Below are 18,433 nucleotides of genomic sequence, written 5' to 3' on the forward strand. Positions count from 1 at the left end.
TGGACTCGGAATCAGTTGGAAGTGTGGTGCGCGGGGCCGGACTCGAACCGGCACGCCCGTGAAGGCGTCAGGACCTAAACCTGGTGCGTCTACCAATTTCGCCACCCGCGCCGGGTGAACTGGGGACGCCGCGATCGCTGCGCGCAGTCCGCGCGACGGCCCCTTGGTAATTCAGAGTTGCAGAAAGTAGAGCCCATGGCCCTGCCGTCCGCGATCCGGAAAACCGGCGATTGTAGCCAAGGATTCGCGCGTTTCCGGCGGGGGCACCCGCCCTCACCGGCGGGGGAAACCCCTCCCCCGCCAGCGGGACCGGTGGGTCAGCGGATCAATGTGACGAAGGCGCGATGCCCGCGTCCCGGTCCCGGTCGACCCGGAACCAGGCGGCGTACATCGCCGGCAGCGCCAGCAGCGTGAGCACGGTGGCCACGATCAGGCCGCCCATGATGGCCACGGCCATCGGCCCCCAGAACACGCTGCGCGACAGCGGCACCATCGCCAGCACGGCGGCCGCGGCGGTCAGCGCGATCGGGCGCAGCCGGCGCACGGCGGACTCGACGATGGCCTGCGCCGGCGGCACGCCGCGGCTGCGGTCCTGCTCGATCTGGTCGATCAGGATGACCGAGTTGCGCTGGATCATGCCCATCAGCGCGATCACGCCGAGCAGCGCGACGAAGCCGAACGGCCGGTTCAGGATCAGCAGCGCGGCGGACACGCCGGCGATGCCCAGGAAGCCGGTCAGGAAAGCCAGCATCGCCCGCGAGAAGCTGTGCAGCTGCAACATCAGCAGCGTGAACGTCACGAACAGCATGATGGGCACGCCCGCGGCGATCGACCCGGTGCCCTTGCTGCTCTCCTCCACCGCGCCGGCGATCGAGATCGAGTAGCCAGGAGGCATCTCCTTCTGCATCTTGTCCAGCGCCGGCCAGAGCTGGTTGGTCACCGTCGCGCCCTGCAGGCCCTCGATGACGTCGCCCTGCACGGTGATGGCGAACTGGCGGCTCTCGCGATGCATCACGCCCGGCTCCCAGGTGAACTGGGGCTTGGCGATCTGCGTCAGCGGCACCGAACGGCCCGAGGCCGTCGGCACATAGGCATTGGCCAGTTCGGACAGCGTGTCACGCTCCTGCGCCGGCTGGCGCAGGACGATGTCGATGAGCCGGTCGGCCTCGCGGTACTGCGACACCGCCGTCCCGCTGACCAGGATGCGCGCCGCCTGCGCGATGCTCTGGCTGGTGACACCCAGCGCCCGGGCCTTGTCCTGGTCGACCTGCAGGCGCAGGACCTTGATGGCCTCGTTCCAGTTGTCGTTGACGCCGACCATGTTGGGATTGGCCCGCATCATCTCCTTGGCCCGGTCGGCGTACAGGCGCAGCTGCGCGGGATCGTCGCCGGCGATGCGGAACTGCACCGGATACGGCACCGGCGGGCCATTGGGGAGCAGCTTGACGCGGCCGCGCACCTCGGAGAACTCCTCGGCCAGGATCTGCGGCAGCTTGTGCCGCAGCGTCTCGCGGTCGGCCGGCGTCTTGGGCAGGATGATGGCCTGGCTGACGTTGGTGTTGGGCAGGATCTGGTCCAGCGGCAGGTAGAAGCGCGGCACGCCCGAGCCAACCCAGGTCGCGATGCTGCCCACCAGCGGCTCCTTGGCCATGCGGGCCTCGAAGCGCTTGGCCACGACGTTGCTCTGCTCGATGGTCGAGCCCTCGGGCAGCCACAGGTCGACCAGGATCTCCGGCCGGCTCGAGTCCGGGAAGAACTGCTGCTGCACCTTGCCCATGCCGGCCAGGCCCAGCACGAACACCAGGATGGTCAGGCCGATGGTCTTCCAGCGGTGGTAGACGCACCAGGCGACCCAGCGGCGGAAGCGGTTGTAGAACGGCGTGTCGAAGACCTCGTGGGCCTCGCCCTCGTGGCCGGCGCGGGTCTTGAGCAGCAGCGCGCCCAGATACGGCACGAAATAGACCGACACGATCCACGAGATCACCAGCGCCGCCGCGGTCACCGCGAAGATGGCGAAGGTGTATTCGCCGACCGTGGACTTGGCCAGCCCGATCGGCAGGAAGCCCACCGCGGTGATCAGCGTGCCGGTGAGCATCGGCTTGGCGGTGACGTCATAGGCGTACGTCGCAGCATGCATCTTGTCGTAGCCCTCCTCGAGCTTTCGCACCATCATCTCGACCGCGATGATCGCGTCGTCCACCAGCAGGCCGAGCGCGATGATCAGCGAGCCCAGCGAGATCTTGTGCAGCCCCACGCCCGCGTAGAGCATCACGACGAAGGTGATGGCCAGCACCAGCGGGATCGTGATGCCGACCACCAGCCCCGGCCACACATCGATGCGCAGCGGCTTGGTGTGCAGGCCCAGGCTGATGAAGCTGACGCCGAGCACGACGACCACCGCCTCGATCAGCACGTGCACGAACTCGCCCACCGAGGTCTTCACCGCCGACGGCTGGTCCTGGATCTGCTGCAGCGTGATGCCCGCGGGCAGCTGCTGCTGCAGCCGCGTGACGGTGCCCTGCAGCGCCTTGCCCAGCGCGATGATGTCGCCGCCCTTGCCCATCGACACGCCCAGCGCGACGACCTGCTTGCCGTTGAAGCGCACCATCGTCGTGGCCGGATCGACGTAGCCGCGGCGCACCTTGGCGATGTCGCCCAGCCGGATGCTGCTGCCCGCGCCGGTCTGCGCGTTGACGCCGCGGATCGGGAAATCGCTCAGCGCCTGGATCGAGTTCAGTTGGCCCTCGATGCGGATCTGCACATTGGCGCTGCCGGCGTCCATCACGCCGGCGCTCTCGACCGCGTTCTGCGCGTTGAGCTGCGACACGACCTGGTTGAAGTCCAGGCCCAGTTCGGCGAGCCGCTTCTGCGAGATCTCGATGAACAGCTTCTCGGCCTGCACGCCGAACAGGTCGACCTTGGCGACGTCGGGCACGCGCAGCAGCTCGGAGCGCACCGCCTCGGCCTGCTGGCGCAGTTCCTCCATCGAGAAGCCGCCATCCGACGACAGCGCGAAGATCGAGCCGTAGACATCGCCGAACTCGTCGTTGAAGAACGGGCCCAGCACGCCTTGCGGCAGCGTGGCCCTGAGGTCGCCGATCTTCTTGCGCACCGTGTACCAGAGCTGGGGCACTTCCCCCGGCGAGGTGTTGTCCTTCACCTGGAAGATGGTGAGCGACTCCCCCGGCTTGGTGTAGCTGCGGATCTTGTCGGCGTGCGGCACCTCCTGGAGGGTGCGTTCGATCTTGTCGGTGACCTGCTCGGCCATCTGCTGCGGTGTCGCGCCGGGCCAGTAGGCCTGCACGACCATCGCGCGGAAGGTGAACGGAGGATCCTCGTCCTGGCCCAGCTGGAAGTAGGCGGCGAAGCCCAGCACCATCAGCACCACCATCAGGTAGCGTGTCAGCGGGGCATGCTCCAGCGCCCAGCGCGAGAGGTTGAAACCGGCGCGGCTCGGGTTGCTCATTCAGCGCTCCCCGGGATCAGCGCGAGGCCGGTGCGGCGGGCGGCGGCGCGGCGCCTTCGGTCGGCGTGCCCGGCGGACGGAAGCGCTTGACCTTCTGCCCCGGCGTCAGTACGTGACCGCCGGCCGTGACCACCTCCTGACCCGGGGCCAGGCCTTGCACGACGAGCTCGTTGCCCTCGGCGCCGACGACGGTCACCGGCTTCGGATTCACCGTCATGGTCTTGGGGTCGAGCAGCAGCACGGCGCTCTTCCCTTGCGATTCCATCACCGCGCTCAGCGGCAGCTTGATCGCGTTGTCCGTCGGCGCGCCGGTCAGGATCACCGTCGCGGTCTGGCCCAGATGCACGTCCTGATCCCGCAGCTCGGCCTTCACGAGGAAGGTGCGGGTCACCGGATCGGCGGCGGCGGCGAGTTCGCGCAGCTTGATCGGCTGGGCCTCGGCCTTGGCGTCGCTCCACAGGCGGACCTTGAGGCCGTCAGGACGCGCCGCCGCCGCGCGCACCAGCGCGACCTGGTCTTCGGAGACCGAGAAGACGATGTCGCGCGGCCCGTCGTTGGCCACGCGCACCACCGGCGTGCCGGCGGCCACGACCTGCCCCGGCTCGGCGTCGATGCCGGTCACCACGCCGGCGACGTCGGCCACCAGGCTCGAGTACTGCGCCTGATTGCGCTGCACGTCGGACTGCGCGCGCGCCTGGTCGAACTGCGCCTGCGCGGCCTTGAAGGCGGCATCGCGGCGGTCGAGTTCGGCGGCGCTGATGAAGCCCTGGTTGTGGAGGTCGATGTAGCGCCTGTAATCGGCGCCGAGTTGATCGCGATTGACCTTGGCTGCCAGCACGCCGGCCTTGGCGGCCTCCTGCGCCAGCACCAGGTCCGAGCTGTCCAGCCGCGCCAGCACCTGGCCCGGCTTCACCACCGAGCCCAGGTCCACGCGGCGCTCCAGGATCTTGCCGGCCACGCGGAAGGACAGGCGCGATTCGACGCGGGCCCGCACCTCGGCGGCGAACTCGCGCTGCAGGCCGGCCGATTGCGGCGTCAGCACGACGGTGCGCACGTAGCGCTCCGGCTCGGGGGGCGGCGCCTGCTTGCCGCAGGCCGCCAGCACGGCCAGGGCGGCGGTTGCCGCCAGGCTCTTCAACGCACGACCCCAGGAGCGGCCGGACGGGGAGCCGGCGAAACGATCGGACGGACCGACGGAGAGGAACACAGGAGACCGTGGGGGCATGAACACCTCGACAAAGCCGCGGCGCCCAGCACCGGGCACCGGAGTAACTGACTGACCGGTCAGTAATGTATTCAGCGGGTCCGGACGTGTCAAACCGACGGCGTACGGTTCGGCGGGGTACTGCGAGGGGACTGCGAGGGTTTGATGTTCCCGGATGACGGCGCGCAGTTCCAGCACCCAGGTTCATCAAGATGGCAGGCCCGCTCAGCGGAGAATGCCGGCCGTGAGCATAGAGCACTACGAAAACTTTCCTGTTGCTTCCTGGCTGAGTCCGCCGGCCCTGCGTCCCGCGATCATGGCGATCTATCGCTTCGCGCGGACCGCCGACGATCTGGCCGACGAAGGCGACGCCACGCCGGAGCAGCGCCTGCGCGACCTGGCCGCCTATCGCGCGGACCTGCGCGCCGCCGCCGCCGGGCAGGCGCCCTCCCCGCGCTGGACCGCGAGCGTGTTCGCGGCGCTCGGCCCGGTGATCGCCCGCTTCCAGCTGCCGGTGCCACTGCTCGAGGACCTGCTGGACGCCTTCGAGCAGGATCTGGTCAAGACCGATTACACGACCCGCGCCGAGCTGCTGGACTACTGCCGCCGCTCGGCCAACCCGGTCGGGCGGCTGCTGCTGCACCTCTACGGGATCGGCGACGAGGACGCGCTGCGGCGCTCGGACGCGATCTGCTCGGCGCTGCAGCTGATCAACTTCTGGCAGGACTTCACCGTCGACGGCCTGCGCGGCCGGATCTACGCACCGCTGGAGGACCGCCGCCGCCATGGCGTCGAGGGACAGGACCTGCTGGCGCTGCGCGATGGTCCGGCGGCCCGCGCGCTGATCGAATCGCTGTGCGGCTGGGCCCGCGCGCTGATGCTCGAAGGCGCCCCGCTGGTTCACCGGATCCCGGGACGCGCCGGCTGGGAGCTGCGCTTGGTGGTACAAGGCGGCCTTCGCATCCTCGACAAGCTGCAAGCGGGGCGCTTCGACGCGCTGCGCCGGCGGCCCACGATCGTCGCGTCCGACGCGCCGCTGCTGCTGTGGCGCGCGCTGTCGATGACCGCGACCCGAATGAACACCCGCCGCGAAGGGACGGCGCGATGAGCACCAAGACCGACAAGACCCCCGATGCGCCGGCCGCCGGCGCCTCCACGCCGGAGCAGTACGTCCAGCAGAAGGCCGCCGCGAGCGGCTCCAGCTTCTATTACGCGTTCCTCTTCCTGCCGCCGCCGCGGCGCGCCGCGATCACCGCGTTCTACGCCTTCTGCCGTGAAGTCGACGACGTGGTCGATGAAGTGTCCGACCCTGGTGTCGCCGCGACCAAGCTGGCCTGGTGGCGCAAGGAGGTGATGAGCGCCTTCAACGGCCAGCCCTCGCATCCGGCGATGAAGGCATTGCTGCCGCATGTGAAGGACTACGACATCCGCGTCGAGCACCTGCTCGCCGTCATCGACGGTTGCCAGATGGACCTGGAGCAGACGCGCTACCTGGACTACGCCGGCCTGCAGCGCTATTGCCATCTGGTGGCGGGCGTGGTGGGCGAAGTGGCGTCGGGCATCTTCGGCCGCACGGACGCGCAGACCGTGGCCTATGCCCACAAGCTGGGCCTGGCGATGCAGCTCACCAACATCATCCGCGATGTCGGCGACGACGCGCGCCGCGGCCGCATCTACCTGCCGGTGAGCGAGCTGCAGCAATTCGACGTCAAGGCGCACGAGATCCTCAAGCGCGACGCGCCCTGGGGCTACAGCGACCGTTTCATCGCGCTGATGAAATTCCAGGCCGAGCGCGCGCACCGTCTCTACGACGAGGCGATGGCGCTGCTGCCCGAGGCCGACCGCAAGGCGCAGAAGCCCGGCCTCATGATGGCCAACATCTACCGCACGCTGCTGCGCGAGATCGAGGCCGAGAACTTCCAGGTCCTGCACCAGCGCATCGCGCTGACGCCGCTGCGCAAGCTGTGGATCGCGATGAAGACGAACTGGCGCGGGCGCTGACGTGAGGCGGGTGGCCGTCATCGGCGGCGGCTGGGCGGGCCTGGCCGCGGCCGTGGAGGCGGCGTCGCTGGGCGCCGCGGTCACGCTGCTGGAGATGGCGCCGGCGCTCGGCGGCCGGGCGCGCAGCCTGGAGGGCGCCGCCCCCGCGCTGGACAACGGCCAGCACATCCTGATCGGCGCCTACACCGAATCGCTGGCACTGATGCGCCGCGTGGGTGGCGATCCGGAGGCCGGCCTGCTGCGAATGCCGCTGCGGCTGCGCTATCCCGATCGCGAGACGCTCACGCTGCCGCCTGGGCCGCCCACCCTCGCCTTCCTGCGTGGCGTGCTGGGCTGCGCGGCCTGGCCGCTGCGGGACCGGCTGCGCTTCCTCGCGGTGAGCGGCGCCTGGATGCTGCGCGGCTTCCGCTGCGATCCCGCGCTGACGGTCGAGCGGCTCTGCGCGAACCTGCCCCGCGTGGTGCGCGACGATCTCATCGATCCGCTCTGTGTCGCCGCGCTCAACACGCCCGCCGGCCAAGCCAGCGCGCAGGTTTTCCTGCGCGTGCTGAAGGACGCGCTGTTCAGCGGGCCCGGCAGTGCCGACCTGCTGTTGCCCCGGCAAGGGCTGAGCGCCCTGCTGCCGGCGCCTGCGCGCGATTGGCTGCTCGCGCGCGGCGCGGCGGTCCGCACACAGCGGGTCCAGCGTCTGGAGGCGGCAGGGCGTGGATGGGCCGTCGATGGCGAGGTCTTCGACGCCGCCATCGTCGCCTGCAGCTCGGTCGAGGCCGCCCGGCTCACGCGCGATCTGGCGCCATCCTGGAGCGCCATGGCCGGCGCCTTCGAATTCCAGCCCATCGTCACGGTCTACTTGCAGAGCGCCGGCTCGTCCTTGCCAGCGCCCATGGTCGCGCTGCGCGAATCACCGGCGGAGCCGGCGCAGTTCGCCTTCGACCTGGGCCAGCTCGGCGTGCATCCCGGCTTGTTCAGCCTCGTCGTCAGCGGCGCCGCGCCATGGATTGCCAAGGGCCTCGAAGCCACCGGCGAGGCCGCGCTCGCACAGGCGCTCCGGCATTTCCGATGGGTGGCGGCGCCGAGGATCGTCCGCGTGCTCAGCGAGAAGCGCGCGACCTTCGCCTGCACGCCCGGCCTGCGCCGCCCGCAGGCCTCGATCGCGGCCGGACTCTGGGCCGCTGGCGACTATCTGGCCGGGCCCTATCCGGCCACGCTCGAAGGCGCGGTGCGCAGCGGTCTGAACGCGGCCCGTTCCGCCATGCGGCAAACCGCGAGCGGACCGGCCGCCTGAACGCTGTTTTCGCCCACTGCGTGCACGCTTGATGGGCAAACGCGACGGAGAGCGCCCGGTAGACGCGCCTCTCGGTTTCGCCATGCAAAACCGGGGAGAAATCCTTCACAATCGTCCGCCATGAAGTCCAAGGAGCTCCAGACCCCCGCCATCCAGGTCCTCGAGCGCACGTTCGCCCTGCTGGACGTGCTGGCCCAGCACCAGGACCCTGTTTCGCTGAAAGTGATCAGCGAGACCACCGGCCTGCATCCCTCGACCGCCCACCGCATCCTGAACGACCTGGCGCTGGGCCGCTTCGTCGACCGGCCCGAGGCCGGCAGCTACCGCCTGGGCATGCGGCTGCTGGAGCTGGGCAACCTGGTGAAGGCGCGGCTGGACGTGCGCGAAGCGGCGATCGGCCCGATGCGCGAGCTCCACAAGCTGACCCACCAGCCGGTCAACCTGTCCGTGCGCCAAGGCGACGAGATCGTCTACATCGAACGCACCTACTCCGAACGCAGCGGCATGCAGGTCGTGCGCGCGGTCGGCGGCCGGGCGCCGCTGCACCTGACCTCGGTCGGCAAGCTGTTCCTGGCCAGCGACGATCCGCAGCGCGTGCGCGCCTACGCCACGCGCACCGGCCTGTCGGGGCATACCCGCAACAGCCTCACCGAGATCAGCCTGCTGGAGCGCGAGATGGCGCTGGTGCGCCAGCGCGGCGTCGCGCGCGACGATGAGGAGCTGGAACTGGGCGTGCGCTGCATGGCCGCCGGCATCTACGACGACCAGGGCAAGCTGGTGGCGGGGCTGTCGATCTCGGCGCCGGCGGACCGGCTCGAGGAGGGCTGGCTCCCGCGGCTGAAGGAAACGGCCACACGCATCTCCGCGGCGCTCGGTTTCCGCGGCTGAAACGACGAAGCGGGCTCAAGGCCCGCTTCTGTGCTCGGCCTCGACGGCCGCCGGCTTGCTTCGACGAAATCACTTCGCCTGAATCATCTCGCCCACATCATTTTGCCGAGATGGCGGGCGCGACCGCCGTGGCCGTGGCCGCCGCCAGCGGCGATGCGGCTCCGGTCAGCCACTTGCGGACGCGTTCGGCGTCGCCGATCCGCGAGTACTTCCCGGCCGAATCCAGGAACACCATGATCAGCTTGCGCCCGGCGAGCTGGGCCTGCATCACCAGGCATTGGCCGGCCTCGTTGATGAAGCCGGTCTTCTGCAGGCCGATGTCCCAGTCGCCCTGGCGGACCAGGCCGTTGGTGGTGCCGAAGCGGACCTGCCGGCGGCCCAGCGCGACGGTGTACTCCGGTGAGGTCGACAGCTCGCGCAGCAGCGGGAAGCTGTGCGCCACCTTGACCAGCTTGGCCAGGTCGGCGGCGCTGGACTGGTTGCGGCTCGACAGGCCGGTGGGCTCGACGTAATGGGTGTCCATCATGCCCAGCAGCCGCGCCTTGGCGTTCATCGCACCGACGAAGGCCTCCAGGCCGCCCGGATAGTTGCGCCCGAGCGCATGCGCCGCCCGGTTCTCCGAGGACATCAGCGCCAGGTGCAGCAGCTCGCCGCGGGTCAGCGTGGTGCCGACCGCCAGGCGCGAGCCGGTGAACTTCTCGGTGTCCTTGTCCTCGTCGGTGATCTCGAGCTTCTCGTCAAGCGACTGGTTGGCCTCGACGACCAGCAGCGCGGTCATCAGCTTCGTGATCGACGCGATCGGCAGCACCGCCGACGGGTTCTTCGAGAACAGCACCTCGTTGGTGTCCTGGTCGACCACGTAGGCGACGCTGGACTTGAGGTCGAGGGGGTCTTCGGTGTCGTGCAGGCCGTACATCGTCCCGAAGGACGGTTTGGCGGGCACGACCTCCCGGATCGGGGCCGCCGCGCGGGCAGCCACCTTGCGCGGAGAGCGCGGCGCCGGCTTGGCCTTGCGCACGCTCTTGGCCTTGGCTTTGGAGGACGACGTGGTGGTCGCCGCCTGCGCCGCTTGAACCGGCGCGAGACTGGCGGTCAAACCCGTCAGCAACATGACGCCGCTGAGCGCGGCACCAGACAGCAATGTCGCAATGGTCTTCAATCCAGTCCCCAGATGTGGGCGCGAGTTTAGGGGATCGCTGAAAGACCGGCAAGATCAATGACTTAACGCAGGCTCTTAAAGTGCCTGAATCCGTGCCATCCGGCGCGGCCCGAGGGCCTGCGCGTGTTGTCCTGTCAACCTTGGGCGGCGACCCGCTCCGTTTTGCTCTGCAACTTGTTCAGAGCGCTCAAATATGCTTTGGCCGAGGCGACGACGATATCCGGGTCTGCCCCCACGCCGTTCACCACGCGACCGGCATGCTGCAAGCGCACCGTCACTTCGCCCTGCGATTCTGTGCTGCCGCCGGTGATCGCACTGACCGAATACAGCAGCATTTCGGCCCCACTTTGGACCTTGCTCTCGATGGCCTTGAGCACCGCGTCCACCGGCCCGTTGCCATCGCTCTCGGTGCGGTGCTCGACCTCCCCTTCCGCGAACACCACCTGCGCCTGCGGGCGCTCGCCGGTCTCGGAGCGCTGCGCCAGCGCGACCAGCCGGTAGTGCTCGTGGTCCTGGGTCACCGACTCGTCCATCACCAGCGCAATGATGTCCTCGTCGAAGATCTCCGACTTGCGGTCCGCCAGATCCTTGAAGCGGACGAAGGCGGCGTTGATCTCGGCCTCCGACTCCAGCGGGATGCCCAGTTCCTGCAGCCGCTGCTTGAACGCGTTGCGTCCCGACAGCTTGCCCAGCACGATCTTGTTGGCGCTCCAGCCCACGTCCTCGGCGCGCATGATCTCGTAGGTGTCGCGCGCCTTGAGCACGCCGTCCTGGTGGATGCCGGACGCGTGCGCGAACGCATTGGCGCCCACCACCGCCTTGTTGGGCTGCACGACGAAGCCGGTGGTCTGCGACACCATCTTGGACGCCGGCACGATCTGCGACGGATCGACCCGGACCTCCAGTCCGAAGTAGTCGCGGCGGGTCTTCACCGCCATGACAACCTCCTCCAGCGAGCAGTTCCCGGCGCGCTCGCCCAGGCCGTTGATGGTGCACTCGACCTGGCGCGCGCCGCCGATCTTGACGCCCGCCAGCGAGTTCGCCACCGCCATGCCCAGGTCGTTGTGGCAGTGCACGCTCCAGATCGCCTGGTCCGAGTTGGGTACCCGCTCGCGCAGCGTGCGGATGAACTGGCCGTAGAGCTCGGGGATCGCGTAGCCGACCGTGTCGGGGATGTTGATCGTGCGCGCGCCTTCGCGGATCACCGCCTCGACGACACGGGCGAGGAACTCCGGGTCCGAGCGGTAGCCGTCCTCGGGGGAGAACTCGATGTCGCCGGTCAGGTTGCGGGCGAAGCGCACCGCCTGGATCGCCTGCTCCAGCACCTGCTCCCGGGTCATGCGCAGCTTCTTCTCCATGTGGAGCTCGCTGGTGGCGATGAAGGTGTGGATGCGCGAGCGCGCCGCGCCCTTCAGCGCCTCGGCGGCGCGCGCGATGTCGCGGTCGTTCGCGCGCGCCAGCGAGCACACCGTGCTGTCGCGGATGGTGTCGGCGATCGCCTTCACCGCCTCGAAGTCGCCATGGCTGGCCGCCGCGAAGCCGGCCTCGATCACGTCCACCTTCAAGCGCTCCAGCTGCCGCGCGATGCGCAGCTTCTCGTCCTTGGTCATGGACGCGCCGGGCGATTGCTCACCGTCGCGCAGGGTGGTGTCGAAGATGATCAGTTGGTCGGACATGAAGGGCTTTCTTGCGATGGCGGGCCGTGGCGATGAGCGGCGATCTTAGGCCGAGGATCAGGCGGTGATGCGGTCGGCGAGCTTGAGCACCCCGCGCTGGGCCGCGCGGCGCAGGCCGGACACGATCGCCTTGAGCGAGGCCGAGGCGATGTTGCCGTCCATGCCCACGCCGAACAGCGTCGCCTCGCCCACGCGCAGTTCCAGATAGGCCACGGCCTGGGCGTCGGCGCCGCTGCCCAGCGCGTGCTCGTGGTAGTCGAGCACGCGGACCTGGGTCTTGAGCAGCTTGTTCAGGCCCTCGACGAAGGCGTCGATCGGGCCCTTGCCCTGGCCGTCGATCCGCACCATGCGCACGCACAGGTCGGCCTGCGCCTGGACGCGGGTCTGGCCGTCTTCGGCGGTATCGATCTGCGGATGCAGCGACGGCGCCTGCTTCACGCCGTATTCGCGATCGAAGATCTGCCAGATGTCGGCCGCGCCGAGCTCCTTGCCGTTGGTGTCCATCACGCCCTGGACGATCTGGCTGAACTCGATCTGCAGACGGCGCGGCAGCTCGATGCCGTACTCAGCCTCGAGCAGGTAGGAGATGCCACCCTTGCCCGACTGGCTGTTGACGCGGATCACCGCCTCATAGCTGCGGCCCAAGTCCTTCGGGTCGATGGGCAGGTAGGGGATCTCCCAGATGTCGCCTTCCTTGCGGGCGGAGAAGGCCTTCTTGATCGCATCCTGATGCGAACCCGAGAACGAGGTGTAGACCAGCTCGCCCACATACGGATGGCGCGGGTGGACGGGGATCTGGTTGCAGTGCTCGACGCAGCGGCGGATTTCGTCGATGTCGGAGAAATCGAGTGCCGGATGCACGCCCTGCGTGTACAGGTTGAGCGCAACGTTGACCAGGTCCAGATTGCCGGTGCGCTCGCCGTTGCCGAACAGACAGCCCTCGACGCGGTCGGCGCCGGCCATCAGCGCCAGCTCGGCGGCGGCGGTGCCGGTGCCGCGATCGTTGTGCGGATGGACCGACAGGATCACGCTGTCGCGGCGTTCGATGTTCCGGCCCATCCACTCGATCATGTCGGCGTAGATGTTGGGCGTCGAATGCTCGACGGTGGTGGGCAGGTTGATGATGATCTTGCGTTCCGGCGTCGGTCCCCAGGCCGCGGTCACCGCGTCCACGACGCGCTTGGAGAACGCCAGCTCGGTGCCCGAGAACATCTCCGGCGAGTACTCGAAGCGGAAGTCCGTCTCCGGCTGCCTGGCGGCCAGCTCGCGAATCATCGCCGTGTGCGTCACGGCCAGGTCGACGATCTCGTCCTCGCTCATGTTCAGCACGACGCGGCGCATCACCGGCGCGACCGCGTTGTAGAGGTGGACCACCGCGCGCGGCACGCCCACCAGCGATTCGAAGGTGCGCTCGATCAGCGGCTGGCGCGCCTGCGTCAGGACCTGGATGGTCACGTCGTCAGGGATGTGGCCGTCCTCGATCAGCATGCGGACGAAATCGAAATCCGTCTGCGACGCCGAGGGGAAGCCCACCTCGATCTCCTTGAAGCCGATCTTCACCAGCATCTGGAACATGCGCAGCTTGCGCTCGGGATCCATTGGCTCGATCAGCGCCTGGTTGCCGTCGCGCAGGTCGGTGCTCAGCCACAGCGGCGCCTTCGTGATCTGCGCGTCGGGCCAGCGGCGGTCCGGGAGGGCGATGGGAGCGAAGGCGCGGTACTTGGTCTGCGGTTGCTTGAGCATGAGAGCGTTCCTGGTGGGTTCAGGGGCGCAACTCGCAGACTCCAAATGAACGAACGGCCCGCTGCGAGTTGCAATCGGGCCGTTGGATCTGGATGAACGTCGTGAGACTGACGGACGTGCGCAAATCAGCGAACCCGAAGGTCGCCTCGTAGTAGCAGCGCGGTGGCGGTCAGAAACGTCATGGGGATCGAATATAGGGGCGCGGCGCGGCGATCGTCAACGACAGTGCGGCGCGCGGCGCGCTTCAAGCATTCGCTATCGGTGAAGGCCGGCTTCATCGGGCTCGTCGGTCGACATCGCGATCACGCTCGCCGGCTTGCCCTTGGCGCGCCGCACCGCGTAGACGATGTAGCCCGAGATGCCATAGGCGCAGAAGACACCGAACAGCACGCGCGGAGGATCGATGTTGATCGCGGCGATGGCCAGCATGATCACCACCAGCACGATGAAGGGCACCGAGCGCTTGAAGGTGATGTCCTTGAAGCTGTAGAACGGCGCGTTGGTCACCATCGTGAGGCCCGCGTAGAGCGTGAAGCCGAAGGCCAGCCAGGCCAGCGCCGGATCGCGGTGGATGTCCTTGTAGCCGGCGCTGTCCAGCGCCCAGATCAGGCTCATCACCAGCGCAGCCGCGGCGGGACTGGGCACGCCCTGGAAGAAGCGGCGGTCCACGACGGCGATGTTGGTGTTGAAGCGCGCCAGCCGCAGCGCCGCGCCGGCGATGTAGACGAAGGCCGCGAACCAGCCCCACTTGCCCAGGCCCTGCAGTGCCCAGGAATACATGATGAGCGCCGGCGCCGCGCCGAAGGACACCATGTCGGACAGCGAGTCCATCTGCTCGCCGAAGGTGCTCTGCGTGTTGGTCATGCGCGCGACGCGGCCGTCCAGGCTGTCGAGCACCATGGCCGCGAAGATGCCGTAGACGGACTGCTCGAAGCGCCCGCCGATGCCCATCACCACGGCATAGAAGCCGCTGAACAGCGCGGCCAGGGTGAACAGGTTGGGCAGCAGGTAGATGCCCTTGTGGCGCGGGCGCTGCGGGGCGTCGAGGACGTCGAGCTCGTCCTCGTCGAGCAGGTCCACGTTCTTGTTTTCGGTCGAATTCATGGGCCGGGAGGATAACCCACCCCCTACCGGCTTGCGCCGGCCCCCTCAAGGGGGCGCACCCGGTGGCCTGGCAAAGCCACGCCACGGGTGCCGCTTGGAAGACAAACAGCCCGAACAGCCGGCGAGACGCTCTGCCGGTGCACAGCTGAAAGGCAAACAGCCCGGGCTGCTGACGCAGGCCGGGCTGTCGAGGTGCTGATCAGGCGATCAGTTCTTGGACTTGTCGACCAGCTTGTTGGCCTTGATCCAGGGCATCATCGCGCGCAGCTGTTCGCCGACCTGCTCGATCGGGTGCTCGGCGGTCAGACGGCGGCGGCTGATCAGCGTCGGGGCGCCGGCCTTGTTCTCCAGGATGAAGGACTTGGCGTACTCGCCGGTCTGGATGTCCTTCAGGCACTGGCGCATCGCGTCCTTGGTCGCCTCGGTGACGACGCGCGGGCCGGTCACGTACTCGCCGTACTCCGCGTTGTTGGAGATCGAGTAGTTCATGTTGCCGATGCCGCCTTCATAGATCAGGTCGACGATCAGCTTGAGCTCGTGCAGGCACTCGAAGTAGGCCATCTCGGGCGCGTAACCGGCTTCGGTCAGCGTCTCGAAACCGGCCTTGATCAGCTCGACGGCGCCGCCGCACAGCACGGCCTGTTCGCCGAACAGGTCGGTCTCGGTCTCCTCGCGGAACGAGGTCTGGATGATGCCGGCCTTGCCGCCGCCATTGGCCGAGGCGTAGCTCAGCGCCAGATCGCGCGCCTTGCCGGTCTTGTCCTGGTAGACGGCGATCAGGTGGGGCACGCCGCCGCCCTGGCGGTAGGTGTTGCGCACCGTGTGGCCCGGGGCCTTCGGGGCGACCATCCACACGTCCAGGTCCTCGCGCGGCTGCACCTGACCGTAGTGCACGTTGAAGCCGTGCGCGAAGGCCAGCGAGGCGCCCGCCTTGATGTTGGGCTCGACTTCCTTCTTGTAGACGTCGGCGATCTGCTCATCGGGCAGCAGGATCATGACCACGTCGGCGGACTTCACCGCCTCGGCGATCTCCGCCACCTTCAGGCCGGCGCCTTCGGCCTTGGCCCAGGACGCGCCGCCGCGGCGCAGACCCACGGTGACCTTCACGCCGCTGTCGTTGAGGTTCTGGGCATGGGCATGGCCTTGCGAGCCGTAGCCGATGATGGTGACGTTCTTGCCCTTGATCAGGCTGAGGTCGGCGTCCTTGTCGTAGTACACGTTCATGGTGGTCTCTCCGGGGGAAATCAGTACAGGGGGTGGTTCAGTGGCGCGCGTGGTCAGACGCGCAGGATGCGTTCGCCGCGGCCGATGCCGCTGGTGCCGGTGCGCACGGTCTCGAGGATCGCGGTGCGGTCGATCGCGTCGATGAAGGCGTCGAGCTTGCCGGCGTCGCCGGTCAGCTCGATCGTGTAGGTCTTCTCGGTGACGTCGATGACATGGCCGCGGAAGATGTCGGCGGTGCGCTTGAGTTCCTCGCGCTCCTTGCCGACGGCCCTCACCTTGATCAGCATGAGCTCGCGCTCGATGTAGCGGCCTTCGGTCAGGTCGACGACCTTGACGACCTCGATCAGCCGGTTCAGGTGCTTGGTGATCTGCTCGATCACGTCGTCGCTGCCGCTGGTGACGATGGTCATGCGCGACAGCGAGGGGTCCTCGGTCGGCGCCACGGTCAGGCTCTCGATGTTGTAGCCCCGGGCGGAGAACAGCGCGACGACGCGCGACAGCGCGCCCGGCTCGTTCTCGATGAGCAAAGCAATGATGTGTTTCATGGAATCTCGTCCTTCGCGCTCTTCAGACCGCCGGCGGTAACCGGACGGCCCTTGGCCACGCTCTTCGATCTAGGGAATGGGCCAGATCGCTCCGAGCGCCTCGGGCCTTGCGCCGCCGGCCGCGACGCGCGCGGTAACGCGCGCCGCGCCGGACGGCTTCGAGCCGTCAGCGGTCTCAGAGGTCCTCGGACCCCAGCAGCATTTCCGAGATGCCCTTGCCCGCCTGGACCATCGGCCAGACGTTCTCGGTCGGGTCGGTGCGCACGTCCAGGAAGACGGTGCGGTCCTTGAGCCGCATCGCCTCGCGCAGCGCGGGCTCCACGTCCGAAGGCTTCTCGACCAGCAGACCCACGTGCCCGTAGGACTCGGCCAGCTTGACGAAGTCGGGCAGCGCGTCCATGTAGCTGTGCGAGTAGCGCTTGCCGTAGTCCAGTTCCTGCCACTGCCGCACCATGCCCAGGTAGCGATTGTTCAGCGACACGATCTTGACCGGCGTCTTGTACTGCTGGCAGGTGGACAGCTCCTGGATGTTCATCTGGATGCTGCCTTCGCCGGTGATGCAGAAGACGTCCGACTCCGGCTTGGCGAGCTTGATGCCCATCGCATAAGGGAGGCCCACGCCCATCGTGCCCAGGCCGCCGGAGTTGATCCAGCGGCGCGGCTCGTCGAAGCGGTAGAACTGCGCGGCCCACATCTGATGCTGGCCGACGTCGGAGGTGACGTAGGTGTCGCGGCCGCGGGTCATGTTCCACAGCGTCTCGACGACGTACTGCGGCTTGATGACCTCGGTCGAGTGCTTGTAGGCCAGGCAGTCGCGCTTGCGCCAGTCGTTGATCTGGCTCCACCAGGCGTTGATGGCCTCGCTGTCCGGACGCGCCTGCGCCTCCTTGATCTGAGCGATCAGTTCCTGCAGCACATCCTTGACGTCGCCCACGATCGGGATGTCCACGCGCACGCGCTTGGAGATCGACGAGGGATCGATGTCGATGTGGATGATCTTGCGGTCGACCGAAGCGAAGTGCTTCGGGTTGCCGATCACGCGGTCGTCGAAGCGGGCACCCACGGCGAGCAGCACGTCGCAGTGCTGCATCGTCATGTTGGCCTCGTAGGTGCCGTGCATGCCGAGCATGCCCAGGAAGCGCGGATCGGTGCCGGGCATCGCGCCCAGGCCCATCAGCGTGTTGGTGCAGGGATAGCCGAGCAGTTCCACCAGCTGGCGCAGTTCGGCCGTGGCCTCGCCCAGGATCACGCCGCCACCGGTATAGATATAGGGACGCTTGGCGCCCATCAGCAGCTGGACCGCCTTGCGGATCTGGCCGCTGTGGCCCTTCTTCACCGGGTTGTAGGAGCGCATCTCGACGCGCTCCGGGTAGTGGAACGCGGTGCGGTTGAGCGAGACGTCCTTGGGGATGTCCACCACCACCGGGCCCGGACGGCCGGTGCGCGCGATGTGGAAGGCCTTCTTCAGCGTCGTGGCGAGATCGCGCACGTCCTTGACCAGGAAGTTGTGCTTGACGATCGGGCGGGTGATGCCGACGGTGTCGCACTCCTGGAAGGCGTCCAGCCCGATGGCGGGCGTGGGGACCTGACCGGTGATGATCACCATCGGGATCGAGTCCATGTACGCCGTCGCGATGCCGGTGATCGCGTTCGTGACGCCGGGACCCGAGGTCACCAGCGCGACGCCGACTTCCCCGGTCGCCCGGGCGTAGCCGTCGGCCGCGTGCACGGCCGCCTGCTCATGACGGACCAGCACGTGCTGGATGGCGTCCTGCTTGTAGAGCGCGTCGTAGATGTAGAGGACGGCACCGCCTGGATAGCCCCAGAGGAACTTCACGCCTTCGGCTTGAAGACTCTGAACCAGGATTTCGGAGCCATTCAGTTCCTGACCGGAACTGACGGAATGGGGGTGCGGTTGTGAGCGAGCTTCCGTGATCGCTGCACGTTTGATGTCCGCGGCAGACATGTCCATATGTCGAACCTCTGAGATTTTCTCTGACGAAAAACCATCGGTGCTTCTCCTCTCGCCCTTGTGAGGCGGACTTGAAACGTCGCGTCAAAAACAGGAAAGCCCCGGTTGGGCGGCCTACTTGAGACTTAAAAACTGCGGTGTGCGAGGGGGCTGATTATGCACACAA

The 18,433-nt window shown here is 67.9% G+C and carries 13 protein-coding genes and 1 tRNA gene; 4 read left to right on the forward strand and 10 right to left on the reverse strand.

What is annotated here, in order from left to right:
- Nucleotides 1-24 precede the first annotated feature (24 nt).
- The 3 genes from ABDW61_RS14460 to ABDW61_RS14470 form a co-directional block, all read right to left on the reverse strand.
- Nucleotides 25-111: transfer RNA gene (locus tag ABDW61_RS14460), tRNA-Leu, on the reverse strand.
- Nucleotides 112-325: 214 nt separating this feature from the next.
- Nucleotides 326-3,466 carry an efflux RND transporter permease subunit gene (locus ABDW61_RS14465; RefSeq protein ID WP_343639567.1) on the reverse strand — a complete coding sequence of 1,047 codons (3,141 nt, stop codon included), beginning with the start codon at nucleotides 3,464-3,466 and terminating at the stop codon, nucleotides 326-328.
- Between the two features lie 16 nt (nucleotides 3,467-3,482).
- Nucleotides 3,483-4,604: an efflux RND transporter periplasmic adaptor subunit gene (locus tag ABDW61_RS14470; protein WP_343639568.1), complete on the reverse strand. Its 1,122-nt coding sequence runs from the start codon at nucleotides 4,602-4,604 to the stop codon at nucleotides 3,483-3,485.
- Between the two features lie 301 nt (nucleotides 4,605-4,905).
- On the opposite strand from ABDW61_RS14470, the gene hpnC reads away from it, so the two are divergent.
- The 4 genes from hpnC to ABDW61_RS14490 all read left to right on the forward strand — a co-directional run bounded on the left by hpnC (nucleotide 4,906) and on the right by ABDW61_RS14490 (nucleotide 8,844).
- Nucleotides 4,906-5,778 (forward strand): squalene synthase HpnC, encoded by an 873-nt coding sequence (gene hpnC, locus ABDW61_RS14475; RefSeq protein ID WP_343639569.1) that lies wholly within the window; start codon nucleotides 4,906-4,908, stop codon nucleotides 5,776-5,778.
- Nucleotides 5,775-6,671 (forward strand): presqualene diphosphate synthase HpnD, encoded by an 897-nt coding sequence (hpnD, locus tag ABDW61_RS14480; protein ID WP_343639570.1) that lies wholly within the window; start codon nucleotides 5,775-5,777, stop codon nucleotides 6,669-6,671. Before hpnC ends, hpnD begins: the two co-directional genes overlap by 4 nt.
- Nucleotides 6,672-6,681: 10 nt before the next feature.
- Nucleotides 6,682-7,956: a hydroxysqualene dehydroxylase HpnE gene (hpnE, locus tag ABDW61_RS14485; protein ID WP_343639571.1), complete on the forward strand. Its 1,275-nt coding sequence runs from the start codon at nucleotides 6,682-6,684 to the stop codon at nucleotides 7,954-7,956.
- A gap of 120 nt (nucleotides 7,957-8,076) precedes the next feature.
- The gene (locus ABDW61_RS14490) at nucleotides 8,077-8,844 is read left to right on the forward strand and encodes an IclR family transcriptional regulator (RefSeq protein WP_343639572.1); all 768 of its coding nucleotides are present in this window, start codon (nucleotides 8,077-8,079) and stop codon (nucleotides 8,842-8,844) included.
- A gap of 97 nt (nucleotides 8,845-8,941) precedes the next feature.
- On the opposite strand, the gene pbpG is transcribed toward ABDW61_RS14490, so the two are convergent.
- From pbpG to ABDW61_RS14525, 7 genes are all read right to left on the reverse strand, one after another.
- Nucleotides 8,942-9,955, reverse strand: coding sequence for a D-alanyl-D-alanine endopeptidase (gene pbpG / locus ABDW61_RS14495; protein WP_343639574.1), 1,014 nt, complete (start codon nucleotides 9,953-9,955; stop codon nucleotides 8,942-8,944).
- Between the two features lie 182 nt (nucleotides 9,956-10,137).
- Nucleotides 10,138-11,679 carry a 2-isopropylmalate synthase gene (locus tag ABDW61_RS14500; RefSeq protein WP_343639576.1) on the reverse strand — a complete coding sequence of 514 codons (1,542 nt, stop codon included), beginning with the start codon at nucleotides 11,677-11,679 and terminating at the stop codon, nucleotides 10,138-10,140.
- A 57-nt stretch (nucleotides 11,680-11,736) separates the two neighbouring features.
- Nucleotides 11,737-13,422, reverse strand: a complete 1,686-nt coding sequence (gene leuA, locus ABDW61_RS14505) for a 2-isopropylmalate synthase (RefSeq protein ID WP_343639578.1) — start codon at nucleotides 13,420-13,422, stop codon at nucleotides 11,737-11,739.
- Nucleotides 13,423-13,677: 255 nt separating this feature from the next.
- Nucleotides 13,678-14,526 (reverse strand): CDP-diacylglycerol--serine O-phosphatidyltransferase, encoded by an 849-nt coding sequence (pssA, locus tag ABDW61_RS14510; RefSeq protein WP_343639580.1) that lies wholly within the window; start codon nucleotides 14,524-14,526, stop codon nucleotides 13,678-13,680.
- A 207-nt stretch (nucleotides 14,527-14,733) separates the two neighbouring features.
- Entirely contained in the window at nucleotides 14,734-15,750 is a 1,017-nt protein-coding gene (gene ilvC / locus ABDW61_RS14515) for a ketol-acid reductoisomerase (protein WP_343639581.1), read from the reverse strand.
- Nucleotides 15,751-15,803: 53 nt separating this feature from the next.
- Complete coding sequence (gene ilvN, locus ABDW61_RS14520; RefSeq protein WP_343639582.1) at nucleotides 15,804-16,295, reverse strand: acetolactate synthase small subunit; 492 nt, start codon at nucleotides 16,293-16,295, stop codon at nucleotides 15,804-15,806.
- Between the two features lie 175 nt (nucleotides 16,296-16,470).
- Nucleotides 16,471-18,267 (reverse strand): acetolactate synthase 3 catalytic subunit, encoded by a 1,797-nt coding sequence (locus tag ABDW61_RS14525; RefSeq protein ID WP_343639584.1) that lies wholly within the window; start codon nucleotides 18,265-18,267, stop codon nucleotides 16,471-16,473.
- Nucleotides 18,268-18,433 lie beyond the last annotated feature (166 nt).

The organism is Roseateles sp., from assembly GCF_039595595.1.
Lineage (GTDB): Bacteria > Pseudomonadota > Gammaproteobacteria > Burkholderiales > Burkholderiaceae_C > Roseateles.